Raw genomic sequence first — 16,726 nt, forward strand, 5'->3', positions numbered from 1 at the left:
ATTTTTACGTTTTTAAAATGAATATGAAATTAAAACTATACATATCTTTATTAATCTGTTTTATAACATTTACTGTTAATGCACAAGAATCAGCATTAAAAGCAACAGTAAGTAAAAATAAATTAGGTGTTAATCAACGTTTACGTATCGAGTTTACTATTAGCCAACAAGGAGCTGATAACTTTACACCTCCTAACTTTAAAAATTTTAAAATTGTTGGAGGACCTAGTCAATCGGTTAGTCAATCTTGGATAAATGGTAAAGTATCCTTTAAAAAATCATATACATATATTATTCAACCAAAACGAAAGGGAGAATATAATATACCATCTGCAACAATAGAAATAGATGGGGAAATAGTAAAATCAAACACAATAAAAGTTATTGTATTAAGTGCCGTTGAAGTTCCTAAAAACCCTAACGACCCTAATTATATAGCACAACAAAATATACATTTAGTTGCCGAACTTTCTAAATCTCAACCTTATGTTGGTGAAGCTATTTATGTTGAATATCGATTGTATTTTAGTGAAAATATAGGTATTTATGACCATGCTGTTACCAAAAACCCACAATATAATGGATTTTGGAATCAAGAAATTAAAAGAAACGAAACACCTGTAAAAATAGGTGAATATAATAATGAACGCTATAGATATGCTGTAATGCATAAAGCTTTATTAGTACCTACAAAAGAAGGAAAATTAACTATAGACCCTATGAAAATGGATATTGTAGTAGCTGTTCCTACAGGTCGTGCTGATTTTTTTGGAAACGTAATTACAAAACAAGTTCGTAAAGAGTTTTATTCTGCAAAAAAAGTAGTAAACGCTAAACCTTTACCTCTTGAAAATAAACCTGAAAATTTTACGGGTGCAGTAGGTGAATTTAGTTTTAATGTTGCTTTAAATAAAAATAACTTAAAAGCCAATGAATCTTCTCAAATAAAAGTAAATGTTAGTGGTAAAGGAAATTTAAAATTATTTGAACTTCCTAAAATAATAACACCGAAAGAACTTGAAATTTATCAACCTGAAAGAAAAGAAAGTGTTAGTATTACCGCAAGCGGATTAAGAGGTTCTGTAAATGATACTTATACCGTAGTACCTGAATATAAAGGGAAATATAAAATTCCGAAAACAAATTTTTCTTATTTTAATCCGAAAGAAAAAAAATATAAAACAATTACTACCAATGATTTATATGTTGATGTTTTAGAAGGAAAAACCTTGCCTACTCCAAAATTAAACACAGAAAATAAACAAAAAGTAAAAATTACTGGAAATGATTTTAAATATATTCAAACTTCAACAAGTTTCGAATCTTTAAAAAAATCAGATTTTTTTAAATCTATACTTTTTTATATTTTATTATTGTTACCAATATTAGCCATTCCTATTAGTATTTTTATCCAAAAGAAAAAAGAAGAACGAGACGGAGATATTATTGGAAATAAATTACGAAAAGCAGATAAACTAGCTAAAAAATATTTATCAGAAGCTGTAAATAAATTAGGAAATAAAGACGCTTTTTATGAATCATTAGAAAGAGCTTTACATAATTATTTAAAAGCAAAACTAGGTATAGAAACAACTGATATCAATAGTGAAAAAATAACTCATTTACTAGAAGAAAGACAAGTTGAAAGTACAACAATAACAAGTTTTATTGAAGTATTACAAAATTGTGATTTAGCAAGATATACGCCAATTACAAACGTACAGATGAAAGAAGAATACGAAAATGCAAAACAAATAATCACTCAATTAGACAAGCAACTATAATGAAACAAATTATTATACTTACATTGTTTTTTATATCAAGTATTTTATTGGCTCAAACTACTGATGAATTGTTTGCAAACGCAAATACATTATATAAAGAAGGGAAATACACAAAAGCTATTAAATTATATAAACAACTTGAAAAAACTGAAAATGTTTCATCAGAATTGTATTATAATTTAGCAAATAGCTATTATAAATTAAACAAAATAGCGCCTTCTATTTATAATTATGAAAAAGCAATTCAATTAAATCCATTAAATGAAGATGCTCAGAATAATTTAATCATCGCAAAACGCTTAACTTTAGATAGAATTGAAGAATTACCACTTACTTTTCTTCAAAGGATAAATAAAAATTTATTGCAAAAATTCACTTATAATACTTGGGCTATATTTGTAATTCTGCTTTCTTTTTTAGCTAGTGTTTTATTTATTTTGTACTATTTTTCATACACTCCGAACAAAAAAAGATTATTTTTTATAACTAGTACTATTTCCTTTTTATTATTAATTATCACTTTAAGTATTACTTATTTACAGTATAATCAATCAAAAAACAATATAGAGGCTATTATTTTTTCAGAAGTAGTTGATGTAAAAAATGCACCAACAAAAGATGCTGATGAAATTTTCACATTACATGAAGGTACAAAAGTAAAAATATTAGATACTGTTGATACTTGGAATAAAATTAAATTAGCTGATGGTAAAATAGGATGGGTTATAACAAACTCAATTAAGGTGTTACATAATTATTAGATATAATTTAACTCAAAAATTAGAAAACCTTTCTTATTTTTGCATTTATTATTAAAATCAATCAGTTGAAAGTAAAAATTGCAATTTTTTTCTCTATCTTATTTATGAGCATAATTGCTGTACCTACAATTATAACTTTAATTGATAGCAACCAAGATATTACCATTTTTTTAGACTTAAACGAAGAGGAAGAAGAAGAAAGTAGTATTGAGGGAGCTTCTAAAGAATTAAAGTTATATCAAACTACTGATTTAAATTTATTTTTCATAAAAATTAAAAAAATAGAGAATGTAATTTTTTATTCTAAAAATTATATTTCTCAATTTTTAAAAATAACTACCCCTCCTCCTAGATTTTTTGTATAATTTCTAAATATTACAAAAAATTATTTCTTATTAAAATACTCTAAGTTTATAAAGCTTAGAGGAAAATTACTTATATATATGTTCAAATATATTAAAAACGATTTACCAGCAAGTGTAGTCGTATTTTTCGTTGCATTACCTTTATGTTTAGGTATTGCCTTAGCTAGTGGAGCACCACTTTTTTCTGGATTAATTGCAGGAATTATAGGAGGGGTTGTAGTAGGAGCTTTAAGTGGCTCTAAAATTGGGGTTAGTGGTCCGGCAGCTGGTTTAGCTGCAATTGTTTTAACTGCTATTGGTACTTTAGGTGGCTATGAAAATTTTTTAGTTGCCGTAGTTTTAGGCGGTATTATTCAGGTAGTTTTTGGTTTTTTAAAAGCAGGGATTATTGGATATTATTTTCCTTCTTCAGTTATTAAGGGAATGTTAACAGGTATTGGTATTATTATTATTTTAAAACAAATCCCTCACTTTTTTGGCTACGATGCCGAACCTGAAGGTGCTGATAGTTTTATAGAAGCTTCTGGTGAAAATACCTTTTCTGCTATTTTAAATATTGTTGATAATATTAATCTAGGTGCTACAATCATTGGGTTTATTGGTTTAGCAATATTATTACTATGGAGTAGTGTTTTATCTAAAAAAGGAAAAATATTTCAAATAATACAAGGTCCTTTAGTAGCAGTTGTAGCAGGTATTGTGTATTATTTTATTACTCAAAACACTAAATATGGTATAAATACAACGCATTTAGTAAGCGTACCAGTGCCTGATAGTTTAGATTCTTTCTTAGGACAGTTTAGCTTTCCTAATTTTAGTGCTATTACAAACCCACAAGTTTGGGTTACTGCTTTTACTATTGCGTTAGTGGCTAGTTTAGAAACATTGTTATGTGTGGAAGCTTCAGATAAAATAGATCCTGATAAAAATGTAACACCAACAAATAGAGAATTATTAGCGCAAGGAACAGGAAATATCATTTCAGGACTTATTGGTGGTTTGCCAATTACACAGGTTATTGTAAGAAGCTCAGCAAATATTCAATCTGGAGGAAAAACAAAGTTAGCCACAATAATTCATGGATTTTTATTATTAATTTCAGTACTTTTAATTCCTACTTTATTAAATAAAATTCCACTATCTGTTTTAGCTGCAATTTTATTAGTTGTAGGATACAACTTAGCGAAACCTAAAGTATTTAAAGAAATATTTCAACTAGGATGGAAACAATGGATACCTTTTACAGTAACTGTAATAGGTATTGTATTTGCCGATTTATTAGTAGGTATCGCTCTAGGATTAACAGTAGGAATTGTAGTTATTTTAATTAAAAGTTTTCAAAATTCTCATTTTTTACATATTGAAGATAAAAGTAATGGTAAACATAAAATTAAAATGACACTTGCAGAAGAAGTTACTTTTTTTAACAAAGGAGCTATTTTAAAAGAACTAGACAGCTTACCTAAAGAAACTTTTTTAGAATTAGATGTTCGAAAAACACGATATTTAGATAATGATATCATCGAAATTTTAGAAGATTTTGCCTTTAAAGCAAAAGAAAGAAATATAGATATTCAATTAATATCAGAAAGAGGTATTGTAAAGAATCCGCCGAGTTATATTGAGTTTTTTAATTTAAGAACCAAAAAAAATACTATTTAAATACACATTTATATTAAAAAAAATGTGTACTCTTTATAAAAAAATAAAAGACGATTTTAAAAAAATAAAAAAATTATGCCACACAGAAATAAAGCAATAACAAAAGATATACAAGACAAATTAACACCAATGATTGTGTTACAAGATTTTATTGAAGGAAACTCTCGTTTTATAAGAGATGAAGTACATACAATAGATCATAAAGCATTAATAACGCAAACAACTGATGGACAACATCCAAAGGCAATTGTGCTTTCATGTATCGATTCTAGAGTTCCTGTTGAATTAATTTTTGACCAAACTATTGGTGATGTTTTTGTTGCTCGTGTAGCAGGAAACTTTGAAAATACTGATATTTTAGGAAGTATGGAATACTCTTGTAAAGTTGCAGGAAGTAAATTAGTTTTTGTATTAGGACACGAAAGCTGTGGAGCTGTAAAAGCTGCCTGTGACCATGTAGAGCTTGGAAATATTACACCAATGTTAGATAATATTCAACCAGCTGTAAAAAAATCAGAACAAGAAGTTTCTGGAGACCATAATTCTTCTAATACTGAATTTGTTAATAAAGCAATTGAAAATAATGTATTATTAACTATTGAAAGAATTAGAGAAAAAAGTCCTATTTTAAATGAAATGGAAAAAAATGGAGAAATTAAAATTGTAGGAGGAGTTTACCATATTAGTAGCGGAAAAGTAAGTATGTTGTAATATTTATAAACACTATTAAAAAAGCTGAGACTCCATATCTCGGCTTTTTTAGTTAATAAAATTTAATCAGACTTTTAAAGCTCTTTTACAAATTGTATTTTTGCTAAAAAATTTTATCTTGAAAATTATCCATTCCATTTTTGATTTTAAATCAACGCAAAAAACAATTGTAACTATTGGAACTTTTGATGGCGTACATATTGGACATCAAAAAATAATTAGAGAATTGGTTGCCGAAGCAAAAGTATCTGGTAAAAAATCGGTGCTTTTAACTTTTTTTCCGCATCCTAGAATGGTATTGCAAAAAGATGTTACTATTAAATTGATAAATACAATAGATGAACGTGCTGTATATCTTGAAAAATTAGGCTTAGACTATTTAATTATTCACCCTTTTAGCAAAGAATTTTCAAGACTTACCGCACTAGATTTTGTACGTACAATTTTGGTAAATCAATTTAATACTTCAAAATTAATTATTGGTTACGACCATCATTTTGGTAAAAATAGAGAAGGAAATATAGCACAATTAACCGAATATTCTCACTTATACGATTTTACCGTTGAAGAAATTCCAGCACAAGACATTGACCAAGTATCTGTTAGCTCTACCAAAATTAGAAGAAACCTAGCAGACGGGCACTTAAAAACAGCTAATAAGTATTTAGGAACTCCGTTTTCTTTATCAGGAAAAATAGTTAAAGGAAAACAAATAGGTAGAAAAATCGGATTTCCTACAGCAAATATTGAAATTCCTGAATCTTATAAATTAATTCCTAAAACAGGTGTATATATTGTAAAAGCAACTATTGAAAATAACAATGTTTTTGGAATGATGAACATTGGAAACAGACCAACAGTTAACGGAAAAAACCAAAGTATTGAAGTAAATTTCTTTAATTTTAAAGCCGATTTATATCATCAAAACATTACCGTAGAATTATTGTATTTTTTAAGAGATGAGCAAAAATTCAACTCTTTAAACGATTTGGTTATCCAGCTTGAAAAAGATAAATACTCTAGTTTAGAGTATCTAAAAAAATAAGTTTGAAAAATTACGCTAAAAGCTAAATTAATAATAACGCCCCTCCCAAAACATCTGAATTAAAAATAACTTTTAAGCGTAACGTCATAGAAAAAACTAGTTAACAAAGTGGTTAACTTGTATTCAATTTTCCTTAAAACAAAAAGTTGCGTCAAGAGATAAATTTTAATACACCCCCTTCTCGATATAAAAAAGATAACTCTTAAAAGCAACTCTTATTAAGTAATTTTAAAAATTAATGACACAAATTTAAAGCATTTCTATTAAAGTAAAATGACAACTTTGTCATTTTACTTTAATATCTTTTTTAGAATTTTATGTGAAAAAATGATACTCTCCAAAGAAGAGATAATCCTAAAAAAAATGGTACTTTGTCTTAAAATTTTACGTAATAAAAATGGAATTAGTTCTAATGATTTTTATATTGATACAGGCATACATTTAGCTAGAATTGAACAAGGAAGAACTAATATAACAATACTCACTCTCGAAAAAATATGCGACTACTTCAATATTACTATGTTAGATTTTTTTATCATGCTAGAACAAATTTAGCTTCAAAAACAGGTTGTTTAAGTGCACGGCTTCTTATATCTTAGCAGTTCTTAAAAAAAACAAAAAGATGTTACAGGTTCAGTTTATTAGAGACAACAAACAAATTGTTTTAGAGGGTTTAGCAAAACGTAATTTTGCCAATGCCGAAACAATTATTAATCAAGTATTAACTTTTGATGAAACTCGTAGAGCTACACAGGTTTCTTTAGATAATGTATTAGCTGAATCGAACAAAATATCCAAAGAAATTGGTGGTTTTTTTAAAGCAGGTGAAATTCAAAAAGCCAATTTATTAAAAGAAAAAACAGGAAAGTTAAAAGAAGATTCAAAACAATTTACAGAAGATTTAAATAACATTTCTGATAAATTACAAGAGTTATTATATCAAATCCCTAATATTCCTCACGCCTCTGTAAAAGCAGGAAAAAGTGAAGAAGACAACGAGAAAATTTTTAGTGAAGGAATTATTCCCGACTTAGGCGAAAACGCTTTACCTCATTGGGAATTAGCTAAAAAATATGATATTATCGATTTTGAATTAGGAAACAAAATTACAGGTGCAGGTTTTCCTGTTTATAAAGGAAAAGGAGCTCGTTTACAACGTGCTTTAATCAACTATTTTTTAGATAAAAATACCCAAGCTGGCTATAAAGAAGTTCAAGTTCCTCATTTAGTTAACGAAGCTTCAGGAATTGCAACAGGGCAATTACCAGATAAAGAAGGGCAAATGTATCATTCAACGGTAGATGATTTATATTTAATTCCAACGGGGGAAGTGCCAATTACAAATATCCACAGAAATGATTTACTAAAAGAAACCGATTTACCAATTAAATACACAGGTTATACGCCTTGTTTCCGTAGAGAAGCTGGTAGTTATGGCGCACATGTTCGTGGCTTAAATCGTTTACATCAGTTTGATAAAGTAGAAATTGTTCGCATCGAACACCCTGATAATTCGTACCATGTTTTAAGCGAAATGGTCGAACATATTAAAGATATTTTACGCGATTTAAAATTACCATATCGAATTTTACGTTTATGCGGTGGCGATACTGGTTTTACATCGGCATTAACTTTCGATTTCGAATTATATTCAACTGCTCAAGAGCGTTGGTTAGAAATTAGTTCGGCTTCAAATTTTGAAACATATCAGGCAAATCGTTTAAAATTACGTTTTAAAAATAAAGACGGAAAAAGTCAATTAGTGCATACTTTAAACGGAAGTTCTTTAGCTTTACCTAGAGTTTTAGCGGGTATTTTAGAAAATTATCAAACAGCTGACGGAATTAAAATCCCTGATGCCTTAGTTCCTTATTGTGGTTTTGATATGATCGATTAATCATTAAAAAACATACTTTTATAAAATAGTAAACCCCAAGTTTCTTTGTTGAAAACTTGGGGTTTTTAAATGCCTTTAGAGCTTGTTTAAATTTTATTACAAAAATTTACAAATACCCTGTCAGTTCGAGTAATTTTTTTTCCTTCAAAAAAATTGTATCGAGAACTTTTTTAGCATGAAATTCATTAACATAAAAGAATTCAAATTCTCGATACAATTTTAATTCCTTCTAGTCATTAAAATCACTCGAATTGACAAAATTGTGACAAATCAGGATGTAAAACTGAAATAAAATATCTTTAACGAATTCAGTTTTTTAGTTATAAAATTTTTTTGAAGCAATTTCCCGCTTTCCGCACTCGCTTTTTTTATTTTTCAAAAGAAAAAAATAAAAAAGAGCTCAAACAAATGCGTCAATCGGGGCTAGGCATTTGTACTATTTTGAAAATTTTACACAAAAAACAGTAAAATTTAAAACACAAATCATAATTACAACAATTTTGTTCTGTATTTTTGATTGATGAAAAAAGCCGTTATCCTATTTAATATACTCATTTTTAGCTTGTTTTGTAATGTGCAATTACATGCCCAACAAAATGAATTTATAGTCGCTGAAAATTATTTCAGAAATAACGACTACCAAAAAGCAGTACATCTTTATAAAAAGTTACACAATAAAAGCCCCTATAATACCCTCTATTTAAAAAGGCTTGTAACCAGTTATCAAGAAACAAATCAGTTTTTAGTTGCTGATGCTCTTTTATCTGAAAGAATAAAAGAAAAACCAAATTTGGTGTTTTTAAACATCATAAAAGGCTATAATTTTGAACGACAACAAAAAGATATTCAAGCAAATAAAGAATATCAAATCGCCTTAAATTCTTTAGATAAAAAAAGAAATTACGGAGTCACAATTGCCCGACTTTTTAAAGAATATAATAAGTTAGATTTTGCCATTGAAGCCTACACAAAAATTATAACAAATAATCCGAAAGCAAATTATGGCTTTCAACTTGCCCAACTTTATGGCGAAAAAGGGAATTTTAAAAAAATGTTCGATTCCTACGTTAGTTTAGTCGATAAAGATGAAAAATACTTAAATAATGTAAAGCGTTATACCAGTAAATATATTGATGAAAACCCTGAAAATGAAAACAATATATTATTCAAAAAAGCCTTGTTGCGAAAAGCGGTCAGTAATCCAAAAAATTGTTGGAACGACTTACTTTCTTGGTTATTTATTACGCAAAAACAGTATTCTAAAGCGCTAATTCAACAAAAAGCATTGGTAGCTAGAAACCCTGATTATTTAAATAAAATATATCAATTAGGCGAAATTTCGTTAGAAAACAAAGACTATGAAACCGCTAAAAATTGCTTTGATTTTATCATTGAAAAAACAAATTATCCGACCGATAAATTTAAGGCAATCAATAATAATTTAAAAATAGCAATTCGTACAAAACAAGCCAATATTCCTGAAAAATTTCAAGCTATTTTTAGTCAATACAGCATCAGTAAAAATACTTTGAAAATTCAAATAACCTATGCTAATTATTTAACGTTTACAGAAAACACACCTGAAAAAGCCATTAAAATTTTACAAAAGGCTTTAACTTTTGCCAATTCTAAATTTGAAAAAGCCGCTATAAAACTCAAACTTGGCGAAGTTTTAGTGTACACCAACAATTTTAACAAGGCTTTAATTTACTTTTCGCAAGTACAAACTCAATTTAAAAATCATTTTTTAGGGCAAGAAGCACGTTTTAAAGTAGCACAAACTTCTTATTTTAAAAACGATTTTACCTGGGCTAAAGCACAATTAAAAATTTTAAAAAGTTCAGCAACACAATTAATTGCCAACGATGCGGCAAATTTATTTTTAACAATTACCGATAATCAGCCTAAAGACAGCATTTCTACAGGCTTAAAACAATATGCAAAAGCCGATTTATTAGCATTTCAAAACAAAGATACACAGGCAATTAGTATTTTAACAAACCTTATTACAAACTACAAAGGGCAACCTATTCAAGACGAAGCCCTATTTAAACAGGCGGGACTTTTTATCAAACAGCAAAAATATGAAGCGGCTATTTTTAATTACAATAAAATAATTGCTTTAGATAAAAACGGCATTTATGTTGACGATGTATATTATCAAATGGCTGAATTATATCGCACGAAATTAAATAACCCTGAAAAGGCAAAAGAATACTATCAAAAGATTATTTTTGACCACGCTTCTAGCATCTATTTAATAGACGCTCGAAAGCAATTTAGACAACTAAGAACAGATCAATTATAATTTAAGAAAATTAAGCATGTATATCTATAATGTTACCATAAATATTGACCAAAGTGTACACCAAGAATGGTTAGTTTGGATTGAAAATCATATTCCTGAAGTTTTAAATACAGGACACTTTTTAAGCGCAAAATTAACCCAAGTTTTAGTAGAAGAAGAAATGGGAGGAACAACCTATTCTGTTCAATATACTGCAAAAACACGTGAAAATTTAGACGCTTATTATAACAATCATGCTGATGAACTTCGTGCGGCAAGTTTTAAGAAATTTGGCGATAAAATGTTAGCCTTTCGTACCGAATTACAAGTAATTAATGAATTTTTTCCTAAGGTAGCTAGTAATTAAAAATACGGCAACCTCATTTATTAAATACAAGCGCTCTTTTTGATGCTTGTTTCTAACCCTTTTTTATCTTAATTTAAGACCATGACAGTAAGAGCAAAAAAACACCTAGGACAACATTTTTTAACTGATGAAGATATCGCTAAAAAAATAGCCGATGCTTTAATTGGAAAAGGCTACGATAATGTATTAGAAATTGGTCCTGGAATGGGCGTGTTAACAAAATACTTATTAGAAAGAGAAACCAAAACAACGGTAATGGAAATCGATTACGATTCAGTTGCCTATTTAAAAGATACCTTTCCGTTAGAGCATATTAAATTAGATACTACTGCTAAAAAATTTGAAATTATTGAAGGTGATTTTTTAAAGAAAAATTTAAAAGAATTTTTTAATGAAAAACAAGTAGCTATTATTGGTAATTTTCCATACAATATTTCTACACAAATTGTATTTAAAGCCATTGAATACAGAGAATTTGTACCTGAATTTGCAGGAATGTTTCAAAAAGAAGTAGCCAAAAGAATCGCTGAAAAAGAGGGAAGTAAAATATACGGAATTATGTCTGTATTAACACAGGCTTTTTACGATGTAGAATACTTATTTACCGTAGCTCCTACTGTTTTTAATCCGCCACCAAAAGTAGATTCTGGTGTTATCAGATTAACTAGGAAAAAAGATTATAGCTTACCTGTTGATGAAAAATTATTTTTTAGAGTAGTAAAAACAGCCTTTAATCAACGACGAAAAATGCTGCGTTCTAGTTTAAAATCATTCAATATTTCTGATACTTTAAAACAAGATCCTATTTTTACCATGCGTCCTGAACAATTATCAGTAGCACGTTTTATCGAATTAACCGATAAAATAGCAAAAGACAATTTAGATAATTAAACATTAGATAATTAGACTAAACATATTTAACGCTCGATTATCAAGTAAAATAGCAAAAAATGGCATTTGAAATAACCCAAGAACTGCTTAATAAGGTATTGCAATACATCGAAAGTAAAAAAAACGATGCGCTTAATGAGCTTTTTAAAGAAATGCACCATGCTGATATTGCCGAAATATTAGACGAATTACCCTTTGAAGAAGCCGTATATATTATCCGTTTATTAGACAGCGAAACAACATCAGAAGTACTGATGGATGTTGATGATGATGTTCGTGAGAAAATTCTAAAACAACTAACCGCAAAAGAAATTGCGGAAGAAATTGATGAACTTGATACCGATGATGCCGCCGATGTAATTTCTGAACTTTCCGATAAAAGGAAAAAAGCAGTAATGCAAGAAATTGAAGACCAAGAACATGCAAAAGAAATTGTAGAATTATTACGCTATGATGAAAATTCTGCTGGTGGTTTAATGGCTAAAGAACTGGTAAAAGTTAATGAAAATTGGACCATTTCTCGCTGTGAAAAAGAAATGCGTATTCAAGCAGAAGAAATTACCCGTGTACACTCAATTTATGTAATTGACGATGCTGGTAAATTAAAAGGACGACTGTCATTAAAAGATTTATTAATGGCATCAACAAAAGCTACTATTGCCGAGGTATATATACCAAAGGTAGATTTTGTAAGCGTTACTGATCAAGCCGAAGATGTTGCCAATATTATGCGAAAATATGATTTAGAAGCAATACCTGTTGTTGATGAATTAGGCGTTTTAGTTGGTAGAATTACCATTGATGACATTGTAGATGTAATTAAAGAAGAGGCCGATAAAGATTATCAATTAGCCGCAGGTATTACCCAAGATGTAGAGGCTGATGATACTATTTGGGAACTAACTCGTGCTCGTTTGCCTTGGCTTTTCCTCGGATTATTAGGAGGTGTTGGTGCAGCAAGTATTATGGGATTTTTTGAAGATGCAATGGTTGACAACGCCATTTTATTTATGTTTACACCCTTAATAGCCGCAATGGCAGGGAATGTTGGCGTACAATCATCAGCAATTATAGTACAAGGAATTGCTAATGATGATGTAAAAGGAAGCATTACCGACAGGCTATTAAAAGAAGTTTCTTTAGCCATGGTAAATGGGTTGGCTTTGGCTATTTTATTGTTCTGTTTTATCTTTATTAAAGAACAAGATGTAAAAATCGCTATAGCTATTTCTATATCGCTTTTTGTAGTGATTATTGTCGCTGGTTTAATAGGAACTTTTATACCATTATTTCTCGATAAACGTGGTATTGATCCTGCAATTGCTACAGGACCATTTATTACCACAAGTAATGATATTTTTGGAATTTTAATTTACTTCGGAATTGCTAAAATGATTATCGGTTTTTAATTATTCTAACTAATTTTTAGTAGTTTTAGTGGTTTGTTCTGGCGTAACTTTATTAAATAAAGCATCAATTTCTTCTTTAGGAACGAAACTTTTTAACATAATCAATACACCAAAAACAATCAATAAAACACCCATTCCTTTTTTTATGCGATAAATAACTAAAGGCGTTAATTTATTTTTTAATTGCTTTGCTAATAATATTTTACCTAAGTCGGTGGTAGCATAGCCTAAAAGTATGGTAGCAAAATACCAAAAGATAGCGGTCGGATCCATATTTAATGTGGGTCCAACAACTAAAATAACTCCCAACCAAGTAGCTAAAACACCAACATTTATACAGTTCAAGGCAAAACCTTTTGCTAATAATTTTAAATAATCGTTACTTTCTATAATTTTGACCTCCGTTATTTGGGCATCTTTTTTATTGTTTTTATCAAAATAAGTAATAAAACCATACACCATTAAAATAAGACCGCCAACCATAAATAAACGAGGGTCGTCTTTAATTTTTTCTAGCAAACTTCTGCTTCCGTAATAGGCAATTAGCATAAAAGCGATATCACCTAAAATAACACCTATATTAAATGCAATTGCTGCTCTTGCTCCTTTTAAAATACTTGTTTTTATAAGCATAAAAAATACAGGTCCTATCATAAACGACATTATAAAACCTATAAATAAAGCGTTTTTAAAATTGTAAAAATCCATTTTTATACGCTGTGTTTAGCTCTAAATATCATCAAAATCAAGCACTAATTTTGGTGTACAAGGATGTGCTACACAGGTTAAAACAAACCCCTCTTCTAATTCATCATCCGACAAAATAGAATTTTTAGACATCACTGCTTTTCCTTGAGTAACTTTTGCTATACAACTACTACAAACACCGCCTTGACAAGAATAGGGTGCATCTAATTTGTTGCGCAAAGAAGCAGCTAAAAGTGTATCGGTTTTATCCATTGAAAAAGTCGTTTCTTCATCATCTAACAACACCGTAATTTCCGATTTTCCATCAGAAGAAGCCACTGGTATTTCAGTAGCTGAAGCACTTGCTGTAAACAACTCAAAATGGATGTTTTCTTTATCAAAATTAGCCTCTTGCAAGGTTTCTGACACCAAATTAATCATTTCTTCGGGCCCACAGATATAAGCAGCATCAAAAGAAATATCTTTATGAATATTTTTCACAAAGTAATTAACATGGCTTTTATCTATTCGTCCAAATTTGCTGTTACTTACTGCTTCTTTACTAAAAATATAATGCAGGTTAAACTGCTTCGGATATGCCTCGGATAACGCATTTAATTCATCATAAAAAATAGTACTTTCGGCTTTTTTATTTCCAAAAACCAAGGTAAAAGTTGATGAAACTTCTTTTTCTAACACCGCTTTTATCATTGATAAAACAGGAGTAATTCCACTTCCTGCGGCAAAGGCTAGGTAATTTTTAGCAGCTTTTGGCTCTAAAACAAACTTTCCTTCAGGCTCGGAAACTTCTAAAACCGTATTTTCTTTTAGCTCAGTAGTTGCATAGGTTGAAAAAAGACCTTTTTCAACCGCTTTTACCGCTACTTTAATTTGATTACTTTTTGGCGAAGCACAAATAGAATACGCTCTTCTTATTTCTTGCCCGTTTAAGCTTGCTTTTATAGTAACATATTGCCCTGCGATAAAAGTATATGCTTCTTTTAATTCGGCAGGAACGGTGAATAATATAGAAACAGCATCGGCCGTTTCTTTGATTATTTTTTCAATATTTAATTTATGAAATGTAGACATTTATCGAGTTTAGATATACAAAAATAAGCAATACTAAGTAAATGATTTGTGAGAGTTTGTATAAAATAATACCTAAGAAACTTATACATAAGAAAATTATGTATATTTGTATCACTTTAAAACAGTTTGAAGTTTATTTATTGTTTACAAAAATGGGAAATCAGAAATTATATAAAGGCTCTTTACAAACCATCATTTTAAAGCTTTTGGCTCAAAATGAAAAAATGTATGGTTATGAAATTACGCAAAAAGTAAAGGAGCTTACCAAGGGCGAATTAAAAATTACCGAAGGCGCTTTATACCCTGCTTTACACAAATTAGAAGCCGAAGGATTGTTAGATGTAGAAGTGTTAAAAGTTGGTAATCGCTTGCGTAAATATTATAAACTAACAGAAAGTGGCAGCAAAGAAACCGTTAACAAACTAGCTGAAATGCAAGATTTTTTAAAAACGATGCAACAATTGGTAAACCCTAAATTTAGTTTAGAATAAAATCGTATTACTATGGAATTAACTCAAGAACAAATACAGTGTGTAGAAAATTTTCTTAGCTACAAAAAACTAGATTATATCGATGTTCGGTTCGAAGTTTTAGATCATATTATTTCTGATATAGAAATATTATTAGCACAAGGAATTTCTTTTGAAGATGCTTTTAAGCAAAGTACAGGAAAATGGCATAACGATTTAAAATTTACCAGTAGTTTTCTAATAGGTATTTTATACAATAGACCAAAAATTGTAATTAACAAAGCAGTGAATTTAGGAAAACATTGGCTTATCTTTTCTTTTATAGCAGTTTTTTTACAAGCTTTTTTGATTGGTGAAAAATCAACTATTTTTTCTTTTTTATCGGATAATTCATTCTTTTTTTTAACAATTGGTGTTGGTTTAGCAATTATTAATGGATATTTTTATTTTAAGATGAGAAAATTAAAAACCACCTTTTTATTTCTCTTTGAAAAATTTATAATCCCAAGTTTACTGCTACTTTTTATCGCGTTTCTTTTACCTGAAATATCCTCTTTTTATGTTTTTTTAATATTCTGTAATAGCTTTTTAGGCTATAAGCTTTATAAAGAACATCAAAAAATTATGATAAAATGCAATTAACTCAAGAACAAACTCGTAGAATTAACAATTTTCTAGAAGGAATTGGCGTTGAATATATTGATATTCGCTTTGAAATGGTTGATCATATTGCTTCTGAAATTGAAAGTAACATTGAAAATACTGATGCTTTTTTTGAAAATAACCGTCTTCAAACTCCTTTTATTAAATATATGTTGAGTAGAAAAACAGCTCTTTTACTTGAATATAATTCGATAATAAAGCGCAAATTTTTGGCTGATTATTTGAGTATCGCTAAAAATTCTATATTTCAATTATCTAAACCTATTCATTGTTTAACTGTTGGTTTGTTTTTAGTAATTGCTTTGTATTTGATAAACTATAAACCCGAAATATCGGAGTATTTTTTGTTTACATGCCTTTTCATTGAAATGACGTATTTCGCTTACAACACTATTTCTTTTATGAAAAAACATCAGTTAATTAAAATAGTAAATGCTTATAATTCAATCACTATTTTTTTAACTTTAAGCATTGTACACACAGCTAGTATTATAAATTTTAACCAAAGACCTGTTTTCAGTTTTTATTTTTCCTATATACACTTAATTGTAATTATAGTTATTTATATAATACATCAAAGTTTTATTTCTAAACAAAAAACGATACAAACCAAGTATAAATATCTCGTAGAATAA

At 28.9% G+C, this 16,726-nt stretch carries 17 protein-coding genes; 15 read left to right on the plus strand and 2 right to left on the minus strand.

Translation table 11 applies throughout. The features are described 5' to 3' along the window. Positions 1 to 23 precede the first annotated feature (23 nt). The 12 genes from ABNT14_RS11900 (at position 24) to mgtE (ending at position 13,179) form a co-directional block, all read left to right on the plus strand. Positions 24 to 1,784: a BatD family protein gene (locus ABNT14_RS11900; protein ID WP_101901862.1), complete on the plus strand. Its 1,761-nt coding sequence runs from the start codon at positions 24 to 26 to the stop codon at positions 1,782 to 1,784. Further along, positions 1,784 to 2,545, plus strand: coding sequence for a tetratricopeptide repeat protein (locus ABNT14_RS11905; RefSeq protein ID WP_101901865.1), 762 nt, complete (start codon positions 1,784 to 1,786; stop codon positions 2,543 to 2,545). Before ABNT14_RS11900 ends, ABNT14_RS11905 begins: the two co-directional genes overlap by 1 nt. 65 nt (positions 2,546 to 2,610) lie before the next feature. Continuing rightward, positions 2,611 to 2,910, plus strand: a complete 300-nt coding sequence (locus tag ABNT14_RS11910; protein WP_101901868.1) for a hypothetical protein — start codon at positions 2,611 to 2,613, stop codon at positions 2,908 to 2,910. Between the two features lie 78 nt (positions 2,911 to 2,988). Continuing rightward, positions 2,989 to 4,572 (plus strand): SulP family inorganic anion transporter, encoded by a 1,584-nt coding sequence (locus ABNT14_RS11915; protein ID WP_101901870.1) that lies wholly within the window; start codon positions 2,989 to 2,991, stop codon positions 4,570 to 4,572. Between the two features lie 75 nt (positions 4,573 to 4,647). Beyond that, positions 4,648 to 5,283, plus strand: a complete 636-nt coding sequence (locus ABNT14_RS11920; protein ID WP_101901873.1) for a carbonic anhydrase family protein — start codon at positions 4,648 to 4,650, stop codon at positions 5,281 to 5,283. A 118-nt stretch (positions 5,284 to 5,401) separates the two neighbouring features. Then, the gene (locus tag ABNT14_RS11925) at positions 5,402 to 6,328 is read left to right on the plus strand and encodes a bifunctional riboflavin kinase/FAD synthetase (protein WP_101901876.1); all 927 of its coding nucleotides are present in this window, start codon (positions 5,402 to 5,404) and stop codon (positions 6,326 to 6,328) included. 363 nt (positions 6,329 to 6,691) lie between these two features. Next, on the plus strand, positions 6,692 to 6,883 hold the full coding sequence (locus ABNT14_RS12390) for a helix-turn-helix domain-containing protein (RefSeq protein WP_159459516.1): 192 nt from the start codon (positions 6,692 to 6,694) through the stop codon (positions 6,881 to 6,883). A 67-nt stretch (positions 6,884 to 6,950) separates the two neighbouring features. After that, complete coding sequence (serS, locus tag ABNT14_RS11930) at positions 6,951 to 8,225, plus strand: serine--tRNA ligase (protein WP_101901881.1); 1,275 nt, start codon at positions 6,951 to 6,953, stop codon at positions 8,223 to 8,225. Positions 8,226 to 8,799: 574 nt separating this feature from the next. Further along, the gene (locus tag ABNT14_RS11935) at positions 8,800 to 10,533 is read left to right on the plus strand and encodes a tetratricopeptide repeat protein (protein WP_348719388.1); all 1,734 of its coding nucleotides are present in this window, start codon (positions 8,800 to 8,802) and stop codon (positions 10,531 to 10,533) included. A gap of 16 nt (positions 10,534 to 10,549) precedes the next feature. Further along, complete coding sequence (locus ABNT14_RS11940) at positions 10,550 to 10,879, plus strand: DUF4286 family protein (RefSeq protein ID WP_101903819.1); 330 nt, start codon at positions 10,550 to 10,552, stop codon at positions 10,877 to 10,879. Positions 10,880 to 10,960: 81 nt separating this feature from the next. After that, complete coding sequence (rsmA, locus tag ABNT14_RS11945; RefSeq protein WP_101903818.1) at positions 10,961 to 11,770, plus strand: 16S rRNA (adenine(1518)-N(6)/adenine(1519)-N(6))-dimethyltransferase RsmA; 810 nt, start codon at positions 10,961 to 10,963, stop codon at positions 11,768 to 11,770. A gap of 59 nt (positions 11,771 to 11,829) precedes the next feature. Next, positions 11,830 to 13,179: a magnesium transporter gene (mgtE, locus tag ABNT14_RS11950; RefSeq protein ID WP_101903817.1), complete on the plus strand. Its 1,350-nt coding sequence runs from the start codon at positions 11,830 to 11,832 to the stop codon at positions 13,177 to 13,179. Between the two features lie 9 nt (positions 13,180 to 13,188). On the opposite strand, the gene ABNT14_RS11955 is transcribed toward mgtE, so the two are convergent. Next, positions 13,189 to 13,887, minus strand: a complete 699-nt coding sequence (locus ABNT14_RS11955; protein ID WP_101903816.1) for a LysE family translocator — start codon at positions 13,885 to 13,887, stop codon at positions 13,189 to 13,191. A gap of 21 nt (positions 13,888 to 13,908) precedes the next feature. Further along, positions 13,909 to 14,958, minus strand: a complete 1,050-nt coding sequence (locus ABNT14_RS11960) for a ferredoxin--NADP reductase (RefSeq protein ID WP_101903815.1) — start codon at positions 14,956 to 14,958, stop codon at positions 13,909 to 13,911. A gap of 152 nt (positions 14,959 to 15,110) precedes the next feature. Here ABNT14_RS11960 and ABNT14_RS11965 point away from each other — a divergent pair, with 152 nt between their 5' ends. Genes ABNT14_RS11965 through ABNT14_RS11975 form a run of 3 tightly spaced genes read left to right on the plus strand, consistent with a single transcriptional unit; the run spans position 15,111 to position 16,726 of the window. Continuing rightward, entirely contained in the window at positions 15,111 to 15,449 is a 339-nt protein-coding gene (locus ABNT14_RS11965) for a PadR family transcriptional regulator (RefSeq protein WP_101903814.1), read from the plus strand. Between the two features lie 12 nt (positions 15,450 to 15,461). Beyond that, complete coding sequence (locus ABNT14_RS11970; protein WP_101903813.1) at positions 15,462 to 16,070, plus strand: hypothetical protein; 609 nt, start codon at positions 15,462 to 15,464, stop codon at positions 16,068 to 16,070. After that, positions 16,061 to 16,726 carry a hypothetical protein gene (locus ABNT14_RS11975; protein WP_101903812.1) on the plus strand — a complete coding sequence of 222 codons (666 nt, stop codon included), beginning with the start codon at positions 16,061 to 16,063 and terminating at the stop codon, positions 16,724 to 16,726. The genes ABNT14_RS11970 and ABNT14_RS11975 overlap by 10 nt, the downstream gene beginning before the upstream one ends.

This window comes from Tenacibaculum dicentrarchi, from assembly GCF_964036635.1.
GTDB classification, from domain to species: Bacteria; Bacteroidota; Bacteroidia; order Flavobacteriales; family Flavobacteriaceae; genus Polaribacter; species Polaribacter dicentrarchi.